This is a genomic window from Trebonia kvetii, assembly GCF_007827045.1.
GTDB classification, from domain to species: domain Bacteria; phylum Actinomycetota; class Actinomycetes; order Streptosporangiales; family Streptosporangiaceae; genus Trebonia; species Trebonia kvetii.
In genome coordinates this window covers 36560-52970 of the sequence record NZ_RPFW01000008.1, presented here as the reverse complement: position 1 = coordinate 52970, position 16411 = coordinate 36560, and the positions used below count along the sequence as shown (strand labels likewise).

The window sequence follows — 16411 nt, the reverse complement described above, 5'->3', positions numbered from 1 at the left end:
CACGATCAAGAGCGTATACCGGCAATCCGGCAGGCCGGGAAACGCGCCCGTAACCCGCCGCTTCCACGACTGCTGATCCCGAACGGGTTCGGCTGACTCGCGCCAGGCCAGGCTGCGCCTGCACGTGTGATAGGCATGAGGGCATGGTCGACTTGATCCCGCGCAGCGTACTTTTCGGCAACCCCGAGCGGACCAGTCCTGAGATCTCACCGGATGGCGGCTCGCTGGCCTGGATCGCCCCGGACGAGGGCGTGCTTAACCTGTGGGTGGCGCCGATCGACTCCGGCGTGGACTGGGCCGCGGCTCGGGTGGTGACTGAGGACAGGGACCGGGGCGTCCGCGCGTACGCCTGGGCGCGGGACGGCCGGCACCTCCTGTACATCCAGGACGTCGGCGGCGACGAGAACTGGCGGCTTTACGACGTCGACCCGCAGACGCTCGAGCGGCGCGACCTGACCCCGTTCGAGAAGATCCACGCGACGATCATCGGCACGTCGAAGCGGCGGCCGACCGAGGTGCTCGTCGGCCTCAACGCGGACAACCCGCAGCTGCACGACGTATACCGGCTGGACCTGGTCTCCGGCGCGCTTGTCAAGGAGATCGAGAACCCCGGCTACGCGGGGTGGGTCGCCGACGAGGACCTGGTGGTCAGGTGCGCGATCGCGCCGCTGCCCGACGGGTCGTTCAACGTGCTCATCCGGGAGAGCGCCGCGGACCAGTTCCGGCACCTGCTGACCATCCCCGCCGAGGACGCGACCTCCACCGACGTGGTCTCGTTCAGCGGCGACGGCCGGTCGCTGCTGATGATCAGCGCGGCGGGCACTGACACCGGGCGGCTGACCCGGGTCGACCTGGCGACTGGCGACTCCGCGGTGCTCTTCGAGGACGCCGAGGCGGACGTCGCGGGCGTGCTGCTGCACCCGGACACCAGGGACCCGCAGATCGTCTCCGTGCTCAAGGACCGGATGACGTACGCCGTCCTCGACCCGTCCGTCGAGGACGACCTGAAGGCGGTGCGCGCGCTGCACCCGGGCGACCCGAGCTTCTCCGGCCGGGACGAGGCGGACACGACCTGGCTGATCGCGTTCAACGTGGACGCCGGCTCCGTCACTTACTTTATGTTTGACCGCGCGGCGAAGAGCGGGCGGCTGCTTTTCGAGGCGCGGCCTGCCCTGTCCGGATACGAGCTGGCCGCCATGGAGCCGTTCGCGTTCACCGCGCGGGACGGCCTTGTCGTGCACGGCTACGCGACCTTCCCGCCCGGCCTCGGCCGGGAGAACCTGCCTGCGGTGGTCAACGTGCACGGCGGCCCGCAGGTCCGCGACGCCTGGGGGTACAACCCCGAGGCGCAATGGCTGGCCAACCGCGGCTACCTGTGCGTCCAGGTGAACTACCGGGGCTCCACCGGGTACGGCAAGGCGTTCGTCGCCGCCGGCGACCGGGAGTGGGGCGGCAAGATGCACGACGACCTGATCGACGCCGTCGACTACGTGGTGTCCAAGGGCTGGGCCGACCGGTCGAAGGTGGCAATCTACGGCGGTTCCTACGGCGGCTACGCGGCGCTTGTCGGCGCGGCGTTCACGCCCGACGTCTTCTGCTGCGCGGTGGACATCGTCGGGCCGTCCAACCTCAAGACGCTGCTCGAGACCATCCCGCCGTACTGGGCGCCGATGATCGCCCAGCTGTACCGGCGGGTCGGCAACCCGGAGACCGACCAGGAGTTCCTGTGGTCGCGCTCACCGCTGTCCCGTGCGCACGACATCCGGATTCCGCTGCTGATCGCGCAGGGCGCCAACGACCCGCGGGTGAAGCAGGCGGAGTCCGAGCAGATCGTCGCCGCGTTGACCGAGGCCGGCATCGACCACGAGTACCTGCTGTTCCCGGACGAGGGCCACGGGTTCGCCAAGCCGGAGAACCGGATCAAGTTCTACACGGCGGCGGAGAAGTTCCTCGCGCGGTACCTGGGCGGCCGGCACGAGGAGTGAACTCGTAGTGGGCCATAAGGCCGCATGGCGGCCCGGTCTGCGTGGCCTCATGGCCCACAATGATCATTGTTCCGGCCGCGCGGGCCGCGGACCATGAGGACTAGGCGGCAGACTAGCGCGTGCCTGATTGCGGCCGAGCCGCTGACCCGCGAGAATCTGGGGATATGCCCCCCTTGACGCGGTCCGCAGCGGCCCGCGCCGCGGCACTCGCCGTGCTGCCGCTGCTCGCAGGCTGCGGGACGCTCGGCGCGCTTGGCGCGCCGTCGCACAACCCGCCTGCCAAGGCGTTCTCGGTGTCCGGTCCGGTTAGCGCGGTGGTCATCCACGGCGGCAGCGGGTCCATCGACGTGACGGGGTCATCGCGCTCCACGGTGACGGTGTCGCAGCAGGTGTCCTACTCCAAGACGCCGCCGAATGCGACACATTCGCTCCGCGCGGGCACGCTGACGATCTCCTACTCGTGCCCCGTCGAGATCGTCTGCGGCGTGACGTATGACGTCCAGGTGCCGCGCGGCGTCGCCGTGACGGTGACGGCAGGCGCCGGGGCCATCACGCTGACCTCGCTTAACGGGACGGTGTCGGCGCGGGCGGCCGCCGGGCTCATCACGGCCGTCGGACTGCGGTCGGCCACCGCCTCGTTCACGTCCAACGCCGGCGGCGTGTTCGCCTCCTTCGCGTCGGCGCCGCGGTCCCTGACGGCGAACACCAACGTCGGGCCGATCACGCTGACGGTCCCAGGCTCTGCCGCGTACCGGATCAGCACGCACACGTTCGTCGGGAGCGCGACGGTCACCGTGCACCGGAGCGACAGTTCCGCGCACTCGATCAGCGCCAGGTCAGACCTCGGCTCGATCTCGATCGACCCGGCGTGATTCCGGTTAGCCGGCCAGGCGCCAGCTCGTGCCGGTCAGGAAGCCGGTCAACTCGGTCGTCCCCGCCGCCGAGTCGTACTGATTGCTCTCGCCGACCGCCACGCAGAACGCCGGCCGCGGGCAGGTGACGGCGCTGAACAGGCTGGCCCTGCCCGTGGCGGGCGCGGCGACCGCCACGGCCGTCCACTTCTCGCCGTTCCACAGCGAGGCCGCGGCGCGGCCGGTGCCGCCGCCGGTGTTCCCCGGGCTCCTGTCGATGACGCCGACCGCCACGCAGTAGCTCGGCGACGCGCACGACACGCTGGTGACGCGCGGACTTGTGCTGCCATCGGGCCAGGCGATCGCCGGGGTAACCGACCAGGTGGCGCCGTTCCACACCTCGGCGAAGTCGGCGGAATCGCTGGCGCCGTTGCCCACCGCGACGCAGTTCGTCGCCGAGCCGCAGGACACGCTGTCCAGGGCCGGCGAGCCGATGCCCGTCGGTGCGGCCGCGGTCAGCCGCTGCCAGCTCCTGCCGTCCCACCGGTAGCTGAGCAGTGCGGGGCTGGACTCGGCGCCGCCCACCACCATGCAGAAGGATCCCGGCACGCACGACACGCCGTTGAACGCGTTGGCCTGGTTGGCGGGCGGGACGGACGGATTCTGCCGCGTCCACGCGGCGCCGTTCCAGCTGTAGGCGGTCGCGGATTGGTAGCCGCCCTCCGGCGAACGCGCGTTGCCCACGCTCAGGCAGCTGGTCGCGGACAGGCAGGACACCGCGGCCTGCCAGGTGATCGCGTCGGTGGTCAGGCCGGACGGCGTCCACGCGGTGCCGTTCCACGCGTCGCCGAGCGCGACGGTATAGGCGGCGTGGCCGGGCGGGGTGTAGCCGCCAACCGCAACGCACTGCGCGGCCGAGTTCCCCGCACCCGGGCAGGCCACCCCGCCGAATCCGCCGCCGAGCGCCCCCGCGGGCAGCCGCACGCCGACCTGCTGCCAGGCGCTGCCGTTCCAGCTCGCCGCTGACCCCGAGGCGGTGACCGCCAGGCAGTTGTCCTCCGTCTGGCACGCGACGCCGGTCATGATGCCGGCGACCGCCGCCGCGGGCGCCGGGCGCGTCGCGGCGAACGCCAGGCCGGCGACCAGCCCCACGACCACGACCCCCGCGCTTGCCAGCGCCAGTCTCGTGGCGGTGATGGAAACGGGCAAGACGGCCTCCTTTGAGGCGGATGTGTCGCTATCTGTGTCTTCGACGCGCAACGGGGGCCACCGGGTTACCTTGGTCCCGCGTGCGGGGCCCGCGACTACGATGAGCGCCATGCCCCTGTCACAGTCATCCGTCGCGGCGGCGAGCGCGGCATGGGTGTGGATCCCGGACAACGCTACCGTCGTCGATGATGCCGGGTACTGCCTCGTCCGGTTCCCCGACTACTTCGATCACCAGCTTGACGTGGTGGCGTTCCGGCCGCACGGGCCGCTCGGTGACGCGGTGGACGCGGTACTCGAGCGGGCGCGGGCGTTCGGGCTGCCGAAGGTGCGCTGGCAGGTCCGGCTTTACGACCCGCCCGGCCTGGTGGCGGAACTCGAGGCGCGCGGCGGCGCCCTTGAGTCCATGCTCGACGTGCTGGCCAGCGACCTGTCCGGCGGGACCGCGTCGCTGCCGTCGCTGCCGCCGCCCTCGGTCGAGGTGACCGTCCGCTGGGCGACCGACGTCCAGACGCAGCGGGACGGTTCGGCGGTTGGCGTCGCCGCGTTCGGTGGCGCGCTGCCACCCGAGGACCGCCTCGAGCAGGAGGCGGACAGGGACGCGGCCACCGTGCCGGCCGGGCGGGGCGGCATGGTCGTCGCCTACGCCGACGGCGAGCCCGCCGGGTCCGGCGGCGTCATGATGGCGGACGGCGTCGCGCGGCTCTGGGGCGGCGCGGTCGTCCCCGCGGCGCGCGGCCGCGGGATCTACCGGGCGGTGCTTGCCGAGCGGCTGTCCTACGCCGTGACCCACGGGGCCTCGATGGCCCTGGTCAAGGGCAAGATCGACACGTCCGGGCCGATCCTGCGGCGGGCAGGGTTCACGGCGTTCGGCCAGGAGCCGAACTACGACGTGCCCCTGTGAGCTAGGGGATCAGGTCCGGCAGTTCGCCATCGATCGACCAAATCACGGGCAGGCGATCGTCGAACGCCAGCGCGCAGCGCCTGCCGTCCGGCGCGAGCGCGGCGCCCGCGGCCGGCAGGCGGTGCTTGAAGATCACCTCGGAGAACAGTTCGACGAACAGCCACCTTTCCACGACGTCCCAGAGGATGAGCGTGGAGCAGGCGGAGCCCTGTTCGTCGTGCCAGGCGCCGCCCCGTGGCCGGAACTCCAGGAGGTAGCGGCCGCCGTCAAGCCACTGCAGGCTGGAAATCGTGTGGTCGGGACCGCGGTCGCCCTCGGAGGTGGTCCAGGGGATCCGGGAAACCGTGTCACCGGTGTCCGCGTCGTATATGCGGATCTTCTCGCCGTCCGCCACCGCGAGGCGCCCGCCGTGCCGTGCCCAGGAGAGGGCCGTGGGACGGTGCTCGTGGTCGGCGAGCCTGCCGACGCGGCCGCCGGTGGCCGGATCGACGAGCAGGACACTGGTCTCGTAGATTCCGGCGATCGTGCTGCCGTCCGGCCGCCAGGCGACGGGGCCTGACAGGTTGTCGAGCAGGTGCTTTTGCGCCCCGGTGGCCGCGTCGATGAGCACGGTCTGCGGGCAGCCGGGGCCGCTCAGCGCGAGCGTGGTGCCATCCGGGGACCAGGTGACCTGCGTGACCGGGAGCTTCTGCGGGAACTGGACCGCGCGGGGGCCCTGCGCCTGGCTGCGGATGTGCACGGCCTTCGCCAGGGACCCGTGGTCTTCCTCCACGGTGGCCAGGTGCTTGCTGTCCGGCGACCAGGCCATCGAGATCACCATGCCCGCGAGGTCATGCGTGAGGTGGCGCATCCGGAACGGCTCATGGTGACCCGAGTTGCCGTCCCACACGTCAAGGACCCCGCCATTCTTCGCGGTCCTGCCGCCGTAGGCCAGCTGCGTGCCGTCCGGCGACCAGGCCTGCGACAGCCAGTACGCGTTGCGCGGCTCGTCGCCGTGGAAGCGGGCGGTGCGCTTGACGGTCACCTTGCCCGACGGTTGGGGCTGTTTCGCCTGCTGCTTCCTCGCATGATCGATTAGGCGCTGCTCTGCCCTGCTCGGCTCGTCATCGCTCACCGGCTTGCCTCCCCCTTTATGGCGAAATTCCGGTGGATGGCCGGATCATACACACCGGCCGGCCCTTGCCACGATCATGCCCGACGGCACGGTCATAGCCGGAGATCATGGGTTAGATCGCCGTTACCGGGTATGCGAATGGTGTGGTGGCTGTTGCACCTGTTCCGATAGTGCCTGGATCGTCGCTTAGAGGTCGGTATCGGCTGGACGAGCGTATCGCCGTGGGCGGGATGGGCGAGGTATGGCGCGCCACGGACATGGCGCTTGGCCGTCCGGTCGCCGTCAAGCTGCTGCGGCCCAGGTATGCCGTCCACGAGGAGGACCTGGTCAGGTTCCGCGCGGAGGCCCGGCATACAGCGTCGTTGTCGCATCCGGGTATCGCGCAGGTCTATGACTACAGCGGGCCCGAGCCGCCACATCCGCCCTACCTGGTGATGGAACTGGTCGACGGGCCGTCGCTTGCCCGGTTGCTTGACCAGGGACCGCTGACTCCCGCGCACACGATGGGCCTGGTAGCTCAGGCCGCGGCCGCGTTGCAGGCCGCGCATGCGGCCGGGCTGGTGCACCGGGACATCAAGCCAGGCAACCTGCTGGTCAGCCGGACCGGGCAGGTGAAGGTCACTGACTTCGGTGTCGCCCGCGCGGCCGGATCCGCGCACCTCACCCGGCCAGAGGCGCTCATGGGAACTCCGGCATACCTGGCACCGGAACGGACGGTGGGCGCGCCCGCGACGCCCGCCGCCGATCTGTACGCGCTGGGCATCGTGGCCTTCCAGTGCCTCACCGGCAGGCCGCCTTTCACCGGAGAACCCATGGCGGTGGTGCTGGCACATCTGGAACAGCCGTTGCCGCCGCTGCCGGCGTGGGTACCCGCGGAAATCGCCGCGCTGGTCGCTGACCTGACCGCCAAGGATCCCTGGGCGCGGCCGGCCAGCGCCGCGCAGGTCGCCGAACGGGCGGAAAGCTTGCGCAAGTCCGTCACCGGGGCAGCGTCCCACTCCCCCCGCGGGGTCCGCAGCGGGCGTGTCGCGCGGCATCCGCTTCGCGCGGCCGGGTTGGCGGTCACGGTTCCCGCGCTCGCCATGGCGGGCTGGGCACTGGCGGGCGCCGTCGCACCGATATCCCCGCAATCGCCATCCAAGCCGCTCGTCGGTACCAGCCAGCCCGGTCACCGTGGCAGCCACCCGGCCCGCCCTGCGGTGCCCGTCGCCGTCCTGCCTGTCGCCGTATCCCCCATTCAGCACGCCACTGGGGTCCCCGGCGGTGGCGATCGGTTCGCGACCGCTAGCAATTCGCCGGCGCCAGGCGGGGCCACTACTGCCGCGCCCACGCCGGCCGGGACCCCCACGCCAACCCAGCGCGCCACGCCAACCGGAACCCCGACAGCATCCGGGACGTCGCCCAGCGGTACGCCGGCAACCAGCGGGACCCCCACGTCAACCGGAACACCGGCACCGACGGGAACGCCGGCGCCCACCGGGACGTCGCCGAGCCGTACGCCGGCAACCAGCGGGACGCCCACGCCGACCGGAACCTCGACCTTGACGGGAACGCCGCCGCCGAGCGGAACGCCGACATCAACCGGGACACCGCCGAGCGGGTCGCCGGCGGCCAGCGGCACGTCGGCAGGCAGCGGCCCGCCCACCCAGAGCGGGCCGGGGTTACAGCATCGGCAGGTAGCGGTCTAGTTCGTAGCGGGTGACCTGGCGGCGGTAGTCGGCCCATTCCTCACGCTTGTTGCGGAGGAAGAAGTCGAAGACGTGCTCGCCGAGCGCCTCGGCCACCAGCTCGCTCTGCTCCATGACCCTGATGGCCTCGTTGAGGTCCGCGGGCAGCGGCTTGATGCCGAGGGCGCGGCGTTCGGCGCTGGTCAGCGCCCACACGTCGTCCTCGGCGCCGGGCGGCAGCTCGTAGCCCTTCTCCACGCCCTTCATGCCGGCGGCGAGCATGACGGAGAAGGCCAGGTACGGGTTGCAGGCGGCGTCGAGCGAGCGGAACTCCAGCCGGGTGGAGTTGCCCTTCTGCGGCTTGTACATCGGGACGCGGACCAGGGCGGAGCGGTTGTTGTGGCCCCAGCAGACGTAGGCGGGCGCCTCTCCTCCGGCGCCGGCGGTGCGCTCGGCGCCGCCCCACAGGCGCTTGTAGGAGTTGACCCACTGGTTACAGACCGCGGTGATCTCCGGCGCGTGCTTGAGCAGTCCCGCGATGAACGCGCGGGCCGTCTTGGACAGCTGCCATTCGGCGCCTGCCTCGTAAAAGGCGTTCTGGTCGCCCTCGAAAAGCGAGATGTGGGTGTGCATGCCCGAGCCGGGGTACTCGGTGAACGGCTTCGGCATGAAGGTGGCCCAGACGCCCTGCTCCATCGCGACTTCCTTCATCACGAGACGGAAGCTCATGATGTTGTCCGCGGTGGTCAGCGCGTCGGCGTAGCGCAGGTCGATCTCCTGCTGGCCAGGGGCGCTCTCGTGATGGCTGTACTCGACGCTGATCCCCATCGCCTCCAGCATGGTGATGCTGGTCCGGCGGAAGTCGTGCGCGACGCTGTGCGGGATGTGATCGTAGTAGCCGCCCGAGTCGACCGGCACCGGCGTGGAGCCGACCTCCGGACGCTCGCGGAGCAGGAAGAACTCGATCTCCGGGTGCGTGTAGAAGGTGAAGCCCATCTCCGACGCCTTGGACAGGTTGCGCTTGAGCACCCACCGCGGGTCGGCGTAGCTCGGCGAGCCGTCGGGCAGCAGGATGTCGCAGAACATGCGCGCCACGCCCGGGTACTCTCCGCGCCACGGCAGGAGCTGGAACGTCGACGGGTCGGGGCGCGCGATCATGTCGCTCTCATGCACCCGGGCGAAACCCTCGATCGCGCTTCCGTCGAAGCCGATGCCGTCCGCGAACGCGCCCTCGAGTTCCGCGGGGGCGACCGCGACGGATTTAAGCGAACCGAGCACGTCGGTAAACCAGAGGCGGACAAAACGAATGTCCCGCTCCTCGAGCGTGCGCAGCACGAATTCTTCCTGCCTGTCCACGGCTATCACCTTAAACGCTGCTCGCTGTTGTTCCGACAGTGCAGTCACGGTACCGCGAAGATACCGGGCGCGCGTTTCCAGGCGGTTACGTTCCGGTGATCGCCTACGGCGCTTCCAGCCGCAGCGCGGTGCCTGCCTGCGGGCGGATGCCTGGCCAGGCGGCGGGGGCGCGGACGAGCAGCAGCGCCGCGTCGTCGTCTGGCGGGGCGCCCACGTACCGCAGCAGGTCGTCGCGGACCAGGTCGATCAGCGTCGGCGCGGAGCTATTCGCGCGGACCCGGCCGGTCTTGGTCACCTTCGGCCCCGCCTGCGGCGCGAGGGCCTTGACCCGCTCGTCGAGCGGGTAGAACTCCCTGCTCGCGTCCCGCGCCTCGGTCACGCCGTCGGTGTAGAGCAGCAGCTGGTCATTGGGCTTGAAGGTGTACACCTCCTTGGCGCCCGCGTCGCTGCCCAGGGTGATGAGGCCGAGCGGCGGCGCGGGCGCGCGCACCTCGAGCACGGTCACGCCGTCGGCCGGCGAGATGAGGATGGGCGGTGGGTGGCCGCAGTTGAGTATGGTCAGCTTGCCGCGGTCCGGGTCGATCTCCGCGAGCAGCGCGGTCACGAACTCCTCGTACTGTCCCCAGCGCCGTGACAGGCCGGCGTCGAGCCGGTGCGCGACCTCGTTGAGGGTGCCGACCCCGTGCGCCACCTCGCGGAAGCGCCCGATGATGTCCGCCGCCACCTCGACCGCGCCAAGGCCCTTGCCGCGGACGTCGCCGATGATCAGCCGGATGCCGTGGCCCTCTGTGTAGGTGACCTCGTACAGGTCGCCGCCCACCCGCGCCTCGGCCGCCGCGGCCAGGTAGACGACGCCGAGCTTCAGCGGGCCGAGCTGCTCGGGCAGCGGCCGGAGCACGGCTCGCTGCGCGGCTTCCGCAACCGACGTGACATTGGCGAACTGCAGCTCCTGCTGCTGCTGGTCGGGTGTCTCCTGACGCGCGCCGAGCTTGGTGCCCGCGATGCCCGCGACGGTCGCGACGGCGATCGCGCCGGTGGCGGCAAGCGGCAGCTGGTGCGCGCCGCTGGTGGCGGTTACCCCGCCGCTGAGCATGGCGTCGATCGCGACCGCGGCGATCTCCGCGGCGACGCCGTAGGCCAGAATCCGCCAGACGCTCACCCAGCCGACAGCCGCGAGGGCGGGCGGCACGGCGAGCAGCAGGACCAGCTGAAGCGGGCTCGGCCACACCCCGGCCAGGCAAACGGCCACCGCAGCGGCGACAGCGAGGACAATCGTCAGTTCGAGCCAGCGCGCCCGCCACCGCGCCGGTGACGGCCAGCCCGCCGCGGGGGTTTCTGCTGCTTGGCGGGCACCCCCGCGGACGTGCTTAGGCATACCCCCTACATACAGCACGAGAGGCACCGCGGACGATATGTCCGCCGATCTCGTTGTGGTAGCGATGTGCCGCGTCCGGCCGCTACGAGACGATGGGCTCCGCGTGGGAGGTGACGGTGGCGAGAGAGGGCGACCAGGTTGCGGGCGCCTGGATGAGGAGCAGGGCCGCGTCGTCCTCGAGCGGGGCGCCGACGTGTTTCAGCAGATCGGCGCGGAGCAGGTCGAGCAGGCCATGGCGGGCGCTGCCGTTGGACGCCGGCGTGCGTACCGCCGCCCTGGCGAGGGCGGTGATCCGCTCGGGCAGCGGGTAGAAGCGCCGCCTGGCATCGCGTGCCTCGGTGACGCCATCGGTATAGAGCAGCAGCTGGTCATTCGGCTGCAGGTGCAGGGACAGCTGCCCGCCGGAACAGTCGCCGAGTGCGAGCAGGCCGAGCGGCGGCGCCGGGGCTGGCACCTCCATCAGGGCCACGGACCGGTTCCCCGGGTCGCCGGGCTCTGCGTCGCCCGCCGCCGCGGAAATCAGCACCGGCGGCGGATGACCGCAGTTGAATATCGATGCCCGCCCGGATTCCTGGTCGATCTCGACGAGCAGCGCGGTGACGAATTCCTCATACCGGCCAAGGCTCCTGCCGAGCCCCGTGTCCAGCCGGATCGCCAGTTCGCCGAGCGTGTGCGCGTCATGCGCCAGTTCGCGGAACATGCCGAGTATGTCGGCCGCCAGCTCGACCGCGTCCAGGCCCTTGCCCCGCACGTCGCCCATGATCACCCGGATGCCGTGCTCCGCCGTGCGGGTGACCTCGTACAGGTCACCGCCGACCATCGCCTCCGCGGCGGCGGCGACGTACACGACATCGAAGCCGAGACCGCCGAGGCGCTGTGGCGGCGGTCGCAGCAGCGCGTGCTGCGCCGCCTCCGCGACTGACCTGACGGTGGCGATGCGCCGTTCCTGCCGCACGTTGACGGCCGTGCCAAGGGTTGCCACCGCCGTGATGACCACAATGGTGAACATCGTCGCGCCCGGCAGCGACCCCGCGAACTCGGTTGGCTTGAGCCACACGAAGAGGGCGGCGAGCATGCTGACCCCGCCATAGGCAAGCGGCCTGCGCACCGAGGCCGCGCCGATCCCCGCGAGGGCAGGCGGGACGGCAAGCAGCGGCGCGAGCATCGGCGGCTCGTCCCACCGGCGGTCGAGGCATTTGACAAGCACGATCGTGATGAGCGCGAGCGTGCTCATGTCCAGCCAGGGGGAACGCCAGGCGACACGCCGCACTACCACGCGCGCCGCCTGTGTCCCGCTAGCGAGGTGTGTCCGCATACATCACCCCGGGTCCCATCGTCTACTGAACGTGACGATATGCGAGACGGAAAGGTTCCCGCGGGCTTATTGACCGCAGCCCGCCCAGCCCTGCCCTTCTTCGAGCCCGCGCCAGAATTTTACGAGTTGCCCAGCCAGGGCCCGGCCTTGCTCGTAACCAGCTCGAGCGGCGGGCGGACGCGTCGACCGGTCCATCATGCTGGTACCGAACGCGGCGAGCGAGTCGCCGTCCGGGAAGATCGTCTCGACTCTGCTGCCGCCGGCGCGGAGCTCGCCGACCTGTGTCGCCAGGTCCATGCCCCACTCCTGCGGATGCCTGGACCTGCCACCGAAGGGTGACAGCACAAGCACCCGTTCGTATCCGGCTGCCAGATCGGCATTCTCGTTGCGCCGGTAGCCGCCGTCGATGTACCGGCTGTCGCCGATGCGGTAGGGCGGCACGCCGATGCCGTTGGCTGTGCTGGCGGCGACGGCGTCCGCGAGGTCGACTCCGCTGTGGCGGTCGAACACGACCGGGTCACCAGTATGGGCATCGACCGCCGTGATGAGGATCGAGCGCTGCGGCCAGCGCTGACTGGGCAGCCGGGCGGCGACCGTAGCGCGCCACCGCGTTTGCGCGGAGCCGTCCGAACCCGCGTCCATGTCGAGCGCCGCCGCACCCATGCGGCGGCGCATGTCGGCCGCATCCGCGGCGGCGGCGATGATCCGGCTCGTTATCTCCATATGGTTCGCCGCGGGCGCGGGAACGCCTCTTCCGGCCGGGCCAGTCCGTGGCGGGGGCGCGGCGGAAAGGATGGCGGCGAGCAGTTCGGCCGGGGGCGCGCTGGTGATCTGGGCCGCGGCCGTCGATCCAGCCGACGTCCCGATGATCAGGTCGGCCTCGGTCACATCCAGCCCGGCAGCGCACAGGCCGGCCACGACGCCGATCTCCCATGCGTTGCCGGCCGACCCGCCACCGTGGAGGACCAGTGCTCGCTCACCGCGGGGCTGAGCTGAAGAAGGTGGTGAGTTCATGGGCGACCGCCGGAACGCTAGCACGCTCGCGACGCGGCGCGCAAACCGGCACCATGCCGGTTTGCCGCCGGAAAATCCCTTTCCGCGGGACCGCGCGGGTCGTAGGGTGGCGGGGTGCTTGCCCAGCCTGATGACTTGGATGAAGACGCGCTTCGCGGGGCGCTGGCGCGGGGATGGGGGCTCGGCGTCGCGTCTCTGGAGTACCTGGCGGTCGGGTGGGGCAGCCATCACTGGGACGTGCGTGACGAGGTCGGCGGCCGGTGGTTCGTCACCGCCGATGAGCTCGAGAACAAGCGGGTCAGCGACGCGGAAACGGTCGACGACGGTTTCGCGCGGCTGCGCGCGTCGCTGCTGTCGGCGGTCGCGCTGCGGGATGCCGGGTGCGCGTTCGTGGTCGCGCCGGTGCCCGGTGACGGCGGGGAACCCGCCGTGGGGTTCGGCGGGCGGTTCGCGGTCGCGGTCTACCCGTTCGTGGACGAGGAGCGGTCCGGCTGGGGTGAGTGGACCCCCGACGCGCGGGCCGGGACGTTCGGCATGGTCGCGGCAGTGCACATGGCGCCCGCGTGGGTGCGGAGGTACGCGCTTGCCGATGACTTCCGCGTACCGTTCCGTGAGCTGACCGAGGCGGCCTGCGACGGCTGGTCGCCGCCGGAGACCGGGCCCTACACCGCAGCGGTCGCACGGCTGCTTCGAGAGTATGCCGCGCCGCTGCGGCGCTGGCTCGACCGCTACGACGGGCTCGTCGCGCTGGCTCGCGAGCGGTCCGGTCGTGACGTGCTGACGCACGGGGAACCTCATCCGGGCAACATCATGCGCACCGGGGACGGCTGGCGGCTCATCGACTGGGACACCGTGGCTGTCGCGCCGCCGGAGCGGGACCTGTGGAGCCTCGATCCGGGCGACGGCAGCGTGCTCGACCGGTACGCCGCGGTGACCGGGGTCAGGCCGCTGCCCGAGCTGATCGAGCTATACCGGCTCGGCTGGGACATCAAGGACATCGCCTATGACGCCGCGCACTTCTTCCGTCCGCACGCCGGCGGCGCCAACGAGACCAAGTCGTGGGAACTGCTCGGCTCGCTGGTTAGACGCGCGGGCGAGTTAGTGCCACGCTTAGCGCCGTGGCACACATAGAGCTTGGCAACGACCTTCCTGGCATCAGGGGGCTGCTCGCATACCGGCCGGAGACGGCCGGACCGCTGATGGGTCTCGCCGAGGTGCTGCTGCGCGGTGACAGCAGTTTGTCGCGCGGCGAGCGTGAACTGATCGCCGCCTACGTGTCCAGCGGCAACGACTGCGAGTACTGCGCGGCGTCGCACGGGGCGAGCGCCGCGGCGCTGCTGCCTGGCGGCGCCGGGCAGGTGGAGCAGACGCTGGCCGGCGCGGCCTGCGACGCGCCGGTCTCCGCGAAGGTGCGGGCGCTGCTGGAGATCGCCGGGCAGGTGCGCGTCGACGGGCGGCTGGTGTCGGACGAGGCGGTGGCGGCGGCGCGGGCCGAGGGCGCGACCGACAGGGAGATTCACGACACGGTGCTCATCGCCGCGGCGTTCTGCATGTTCAACCGCTACGTCGACGGGCTCGCGACCCCGGTGCCCGATGATCCGGCGCAGCACGCGATGAGCGCGGCTCACCTCATCGAGCACGGGTACCAGATACCGCGGTAGCCGCCCGGCCTGCCCGGCGTGCGGAAGACGCGCGGCTGACGGAGTAGGCCGAACCCGTTCCGGATGGTCGGCGGCGGCAGGGGCGCGAACGTCGCGCTTAGCGCGGACCTAAGCTTGGAGCGTGGTTATGTTGCGGATCGCGCTCGCGCAGGTGAATGTCACCGTCGGAGACCTGGCGGGGAACGCCGACATCGTCGTGGACTGGACGCGGCGCGCGGCGGCGCGCGGCGCCCGGGTGGTGGTATTTCCCGAGATGGCACTGACCGGGTACCCGGTCGAGGACCTGGCGCTTCGCGCCTCCTTCGTGGACGCGTCGATCGCGGTGCTGCGCGAGGTGGCCGAGCGGCTGAGCGTCGAGGGGCTGGGCGGGATCGCCGTGGTGGCGGGATACCTGGACCGGCGGCCGGGGCTCGCACCGCGGACCGGGCTGCCGGCCGGCGCGCCGCTCGACGCGGCGGCGGTGCTGCACGGCGGCCGGGTCGTAATCACCTCGGCCAAGCATCACCTGCCGAACTACGGCGTATTCGACGAGTACCGCTACTTCGTGCCCGGCAACACGCTGCCGGTGTTCCGGCTGCCGGTGCCGGGAACTTCTGATGCGGTCGACATCGCCGTCGCGATCTGCGAGGACCTGTGGCAGGACGGCGGCCCCGTCGCGGTGACGCGGCACGCGGGCGCCTCGCTGCTGGTGGTGCCCAACGCGTCGCCGTACGAGCGTGGCAAGGACGACGTCCGGCTCGACCTGGTGCAGCGGCGGGCGCGCGAGGCCGGGGCGGTCCTCGCGTACTGCAACCTGGTCGGCGGGCAGGACGAGCTGGTCTTCGACGGGGACTCGATCCTGGTGTCCGCGTCAGGCGAGCCGCTCGCCCGCGGTCCGCAGTTCGAGGAGGCACTCATCGTCGCCGACCTCGAGCTGCCGCCGGCGGTCTCGGATTCCGGTGAGGCCGTCGACGCGGGCGACGGGTCGCTGATCACGATCGAGCGGGTGGCACTGCCGGATATCGCGGCGCCGCCGCTCGCGGCGGATGTGGACCCGGCTGCGGCTGCCGAGCCTGGGCCGTTCTGGCCGCGGCTTGACGATCTCGCCGAGGTGTACGCGGCGCTGGTGCTCGGCACCGCGGACTACGTGCGGAAGAACGGGTTCCGCACGGTGCTGCTCGCACTGTCCGGCGGTATCGACTCCGCGCTCGTCGCCACGATCGCGGCGGACGCGATCGGGCCGGAGCAAGTGCACGTGATCCTGATGCCGAGCAAGTGGTCGTCGGATCATTCGGTGACCGACGCAGAGGACCTGGTGGAACGGCAGGGCCTGCACGCGAGGACCATCGCGATTCAGGCGATCGTGGACTCGTTCCGCGACGGGCTCGGCGACTTCCCGCTTGCCGGGCTGCCCGCGGAGAACCTGCAGTCCCGGGTGCGCGGCGTGATCAACATGGCCGTGTCCAACGACGAGGGCCACCTCGTGCTCACCACGGGCAACAAGAGCGAGCTCGCCACCGGGTACTCGACCCTGTACGGGGACTCGGCGGGCGGCTTCGGCCCGATCAAGGACGTGCCGAAGACAGTGGTCTGGGCGCTGTCACGGTGGCGCAACGCGACCGCAGTGGCAGCCGGCATGACTGCGCCGATCCCGCCGAACTCGATCGAGAAGCCGCCGTCCGCCGAGCTCGCGCCCGGGCAGCTCGACACCGACTCACTGCCCGACTATTTCGTTCTCGACGCACTGCTTGACGACTACGTCGAGAAGGACATGGGCTCCGCGGAACTGATCGCGGCCGGGCACGACCCGGCGCTTGTCGCGCGGGTGATCCGGCTGGTGGACCTGGCGGAGTACAAGCGGCGGCAGTACCCGCCAGGTCCGAAGATCAGCCAGAAGAACTTCGGCAGGGACAGGCGGCTGCCGATCACCAGCCGGTGGCGGGAGACGCTGCCCGGCTGACCGGCTGATCACCCGTTTTGAATG

At 71.1% G+C, this 16411-nt stretch carries 13 protein-coding genes; 7 read left to right on the top strand and 6 right to left on the bottom strand.

Annotated features, from left to right (window positions below; all coding sequences use genetic code 11):
* The first annotated feature begins 143 nt into the window (after positions 1-143).
* Complete coding sequence (locus EAS64_RS34950; protein WP_145860134.1) at positions 144-1985, top strand: alpha/beta hydrolase family protein; 1842 nt, start codon at positions 144-146, stop codon at positions 1983-1985.
* A gap of 173 nt (positions 1986-2158) precedes the next feature.
* On the top strand, positions 2159-2857 hold the full coding sequence (locus EAS64_RS34945) for a DUF4097 family beta strand repeat-containing protein (RefSeq protein WP_145860132.1): 699 nt from the start codon (positions 2159-2161) through the stop codon (positions 2855-2857).
* 6 nt (positions 2858-2863) lie between these two features.
* Here the strand turns inward: EAS64_RS34945 and EAS64_RS34940 are convergent, their stop codons facing one another.
* Entirely contained in the window at positions 2864-4045 is a 1182-nt protein-coding gene (locus EAS64_RS34940; protein ID WP_145860130.1) for a hypothetical protein, read from the bottom strand.
* 109 nt (positions 4046-4154) lie between these two features.
* On the opposite strand from EAS64_RS34940, the gene EAS64_RS34935 reads away from it, so the two are divergent.
* A complete protein-coding gene (locus EAS64_RS34935; RefSeq protein ID WP_145860128.1) occupies positions 4155-4946 on the top strand; it encodes a GNAT family N-acetyltransferase in 792 nt (263 codons plus the stop codon).
* 1 nt (position 4947) lies between these two features.
* Here EAS64_RS34935 and EAS64_RS34930 read toward each other — a convergent pair whose 3' ends face one another.
* Positions 4948-6060, bottom strand: coding sequence for a WD40 repeat domain-containing protein (locus EAS64_RS34930; RefSeq protein WP_145860126.1), 1113 nt, complete (start codon positions 6058-6060; stop codon positions 4948-4950).
* 143 nt (positions 6061-6203) lie between these two features.
* Here EAS64_RS34930 and EAS64_RS34925 point away from each other — a divergent pair, with 143 nt between their 5' ends.
* The gene (locus EAS64_RS34925; RefSeq protein ID WP_342782104.1) at positions 6204-7748 is read left to right on the top strand and encodes a serine/threonine-protein kinase; all 1545 of its coding nucleotides are present in this window, start codon (positions 6204-6206) and stop codon (positions 7746-7748) included.
* Here EAS64_RS34925 and EAS64_RS34920 read toward each other — a convergent pair.
* From EAS64_RS34920 to EAS64_RS34905, 4 genes are all read right to left on the bottom strand, one after another.
* A complete protein-coding gene (locus EAS64_RS34920) occupies positions 7722-9083 on the bottom strand; it encodes a glutamine synthetase family protein (protein WP_145860122.1) in 1362 nt (453 codons plus the stop codon). The genes EAS64_RS34925 and EAS64_RS34920 overlap by 27 nt on opposite strands.
* 103 nt (positions 9084-9186) lie before the next feature.
* Positions 9187-10458 (bottom strand): PP2C family protein-serine/threonine phosphatase, encoded by a 1272-nt coding sequence (locus tag EAS64_RS34915; protein WP_145860120.1) that lies wholly within the window; start codon positions 10456-10458, stop codon positions 9187-9189.
* 82 nt (positions 10459-10540) lie between these two features.
* Positions 10541-11734: a PP2C family protein-serine/threonine phosphatase gene (locus tag EAS64_RS34910; RefSeq protein ID WP_187366401.1), complete on the bottom strand. Its 1194-nt coding sequence runs from the start codon at positions 11732-11734 to the stop codon at positions 10541-10543.
* A gap of 105 nt (positions 11735-11839) precedes the next feature.
* The gene (locus tag EAS64_RS34905; RefSeq protein ID WP_145860116.1) at positions 11840-12787 is read right to left on the bottom strand and encodes a patatin-like phospholipase family protein; all 948 of its coding nucleotides are present in this window, start codon (positions 12785-12787) and stop codon (positions 11840-11842) included.
* Between the two features lie 135 nt (positions 12788-12922).
* Between EAS64_RS34905 and EAS64_RS34900 the strand changes: the two genes are divergently transcribed.
* From EAS64_RS34900 to EAS64_RS34890, 3 genes are all read left to right on the top strand, one after another.
* Positions 12923-13918 (top strand): phosphotransferase, encoded by a 996-nt coding sequence (locus tag EAS64_RS34900; RefSeq protein ID WP_187366400.1) that lies wholly within the window; start codon positions 12923-12925, stop codon positions 13916-13918.
* Positions 13906-14448, top strand: coding sequence for a carboxymuconolactone decarboxylase family protein (locus EAS64_RS34895; protein WP_145860112.1), 543 nt, complete (start codon positions 13906-13908; stop codon positions 14446-14448). The genes EAS64_RS34900 and EAS64_RS34895 overlap by 13 nt, the downstream gene beginning before the upstream one ends.
* 121 nt (positions 14449-14569) lie before the next feature.
* Complete coding sequence (locus EAS64_RS34890; protein WP_145860110.1) at positions 14570-16387, top strand: NAD+ synthase; 1818 nt, start codon at positions 14570-14572, stop codon at positions 16385-16387.
* Positions 16388-16411 lie beyond the last annotated feature (24 nt).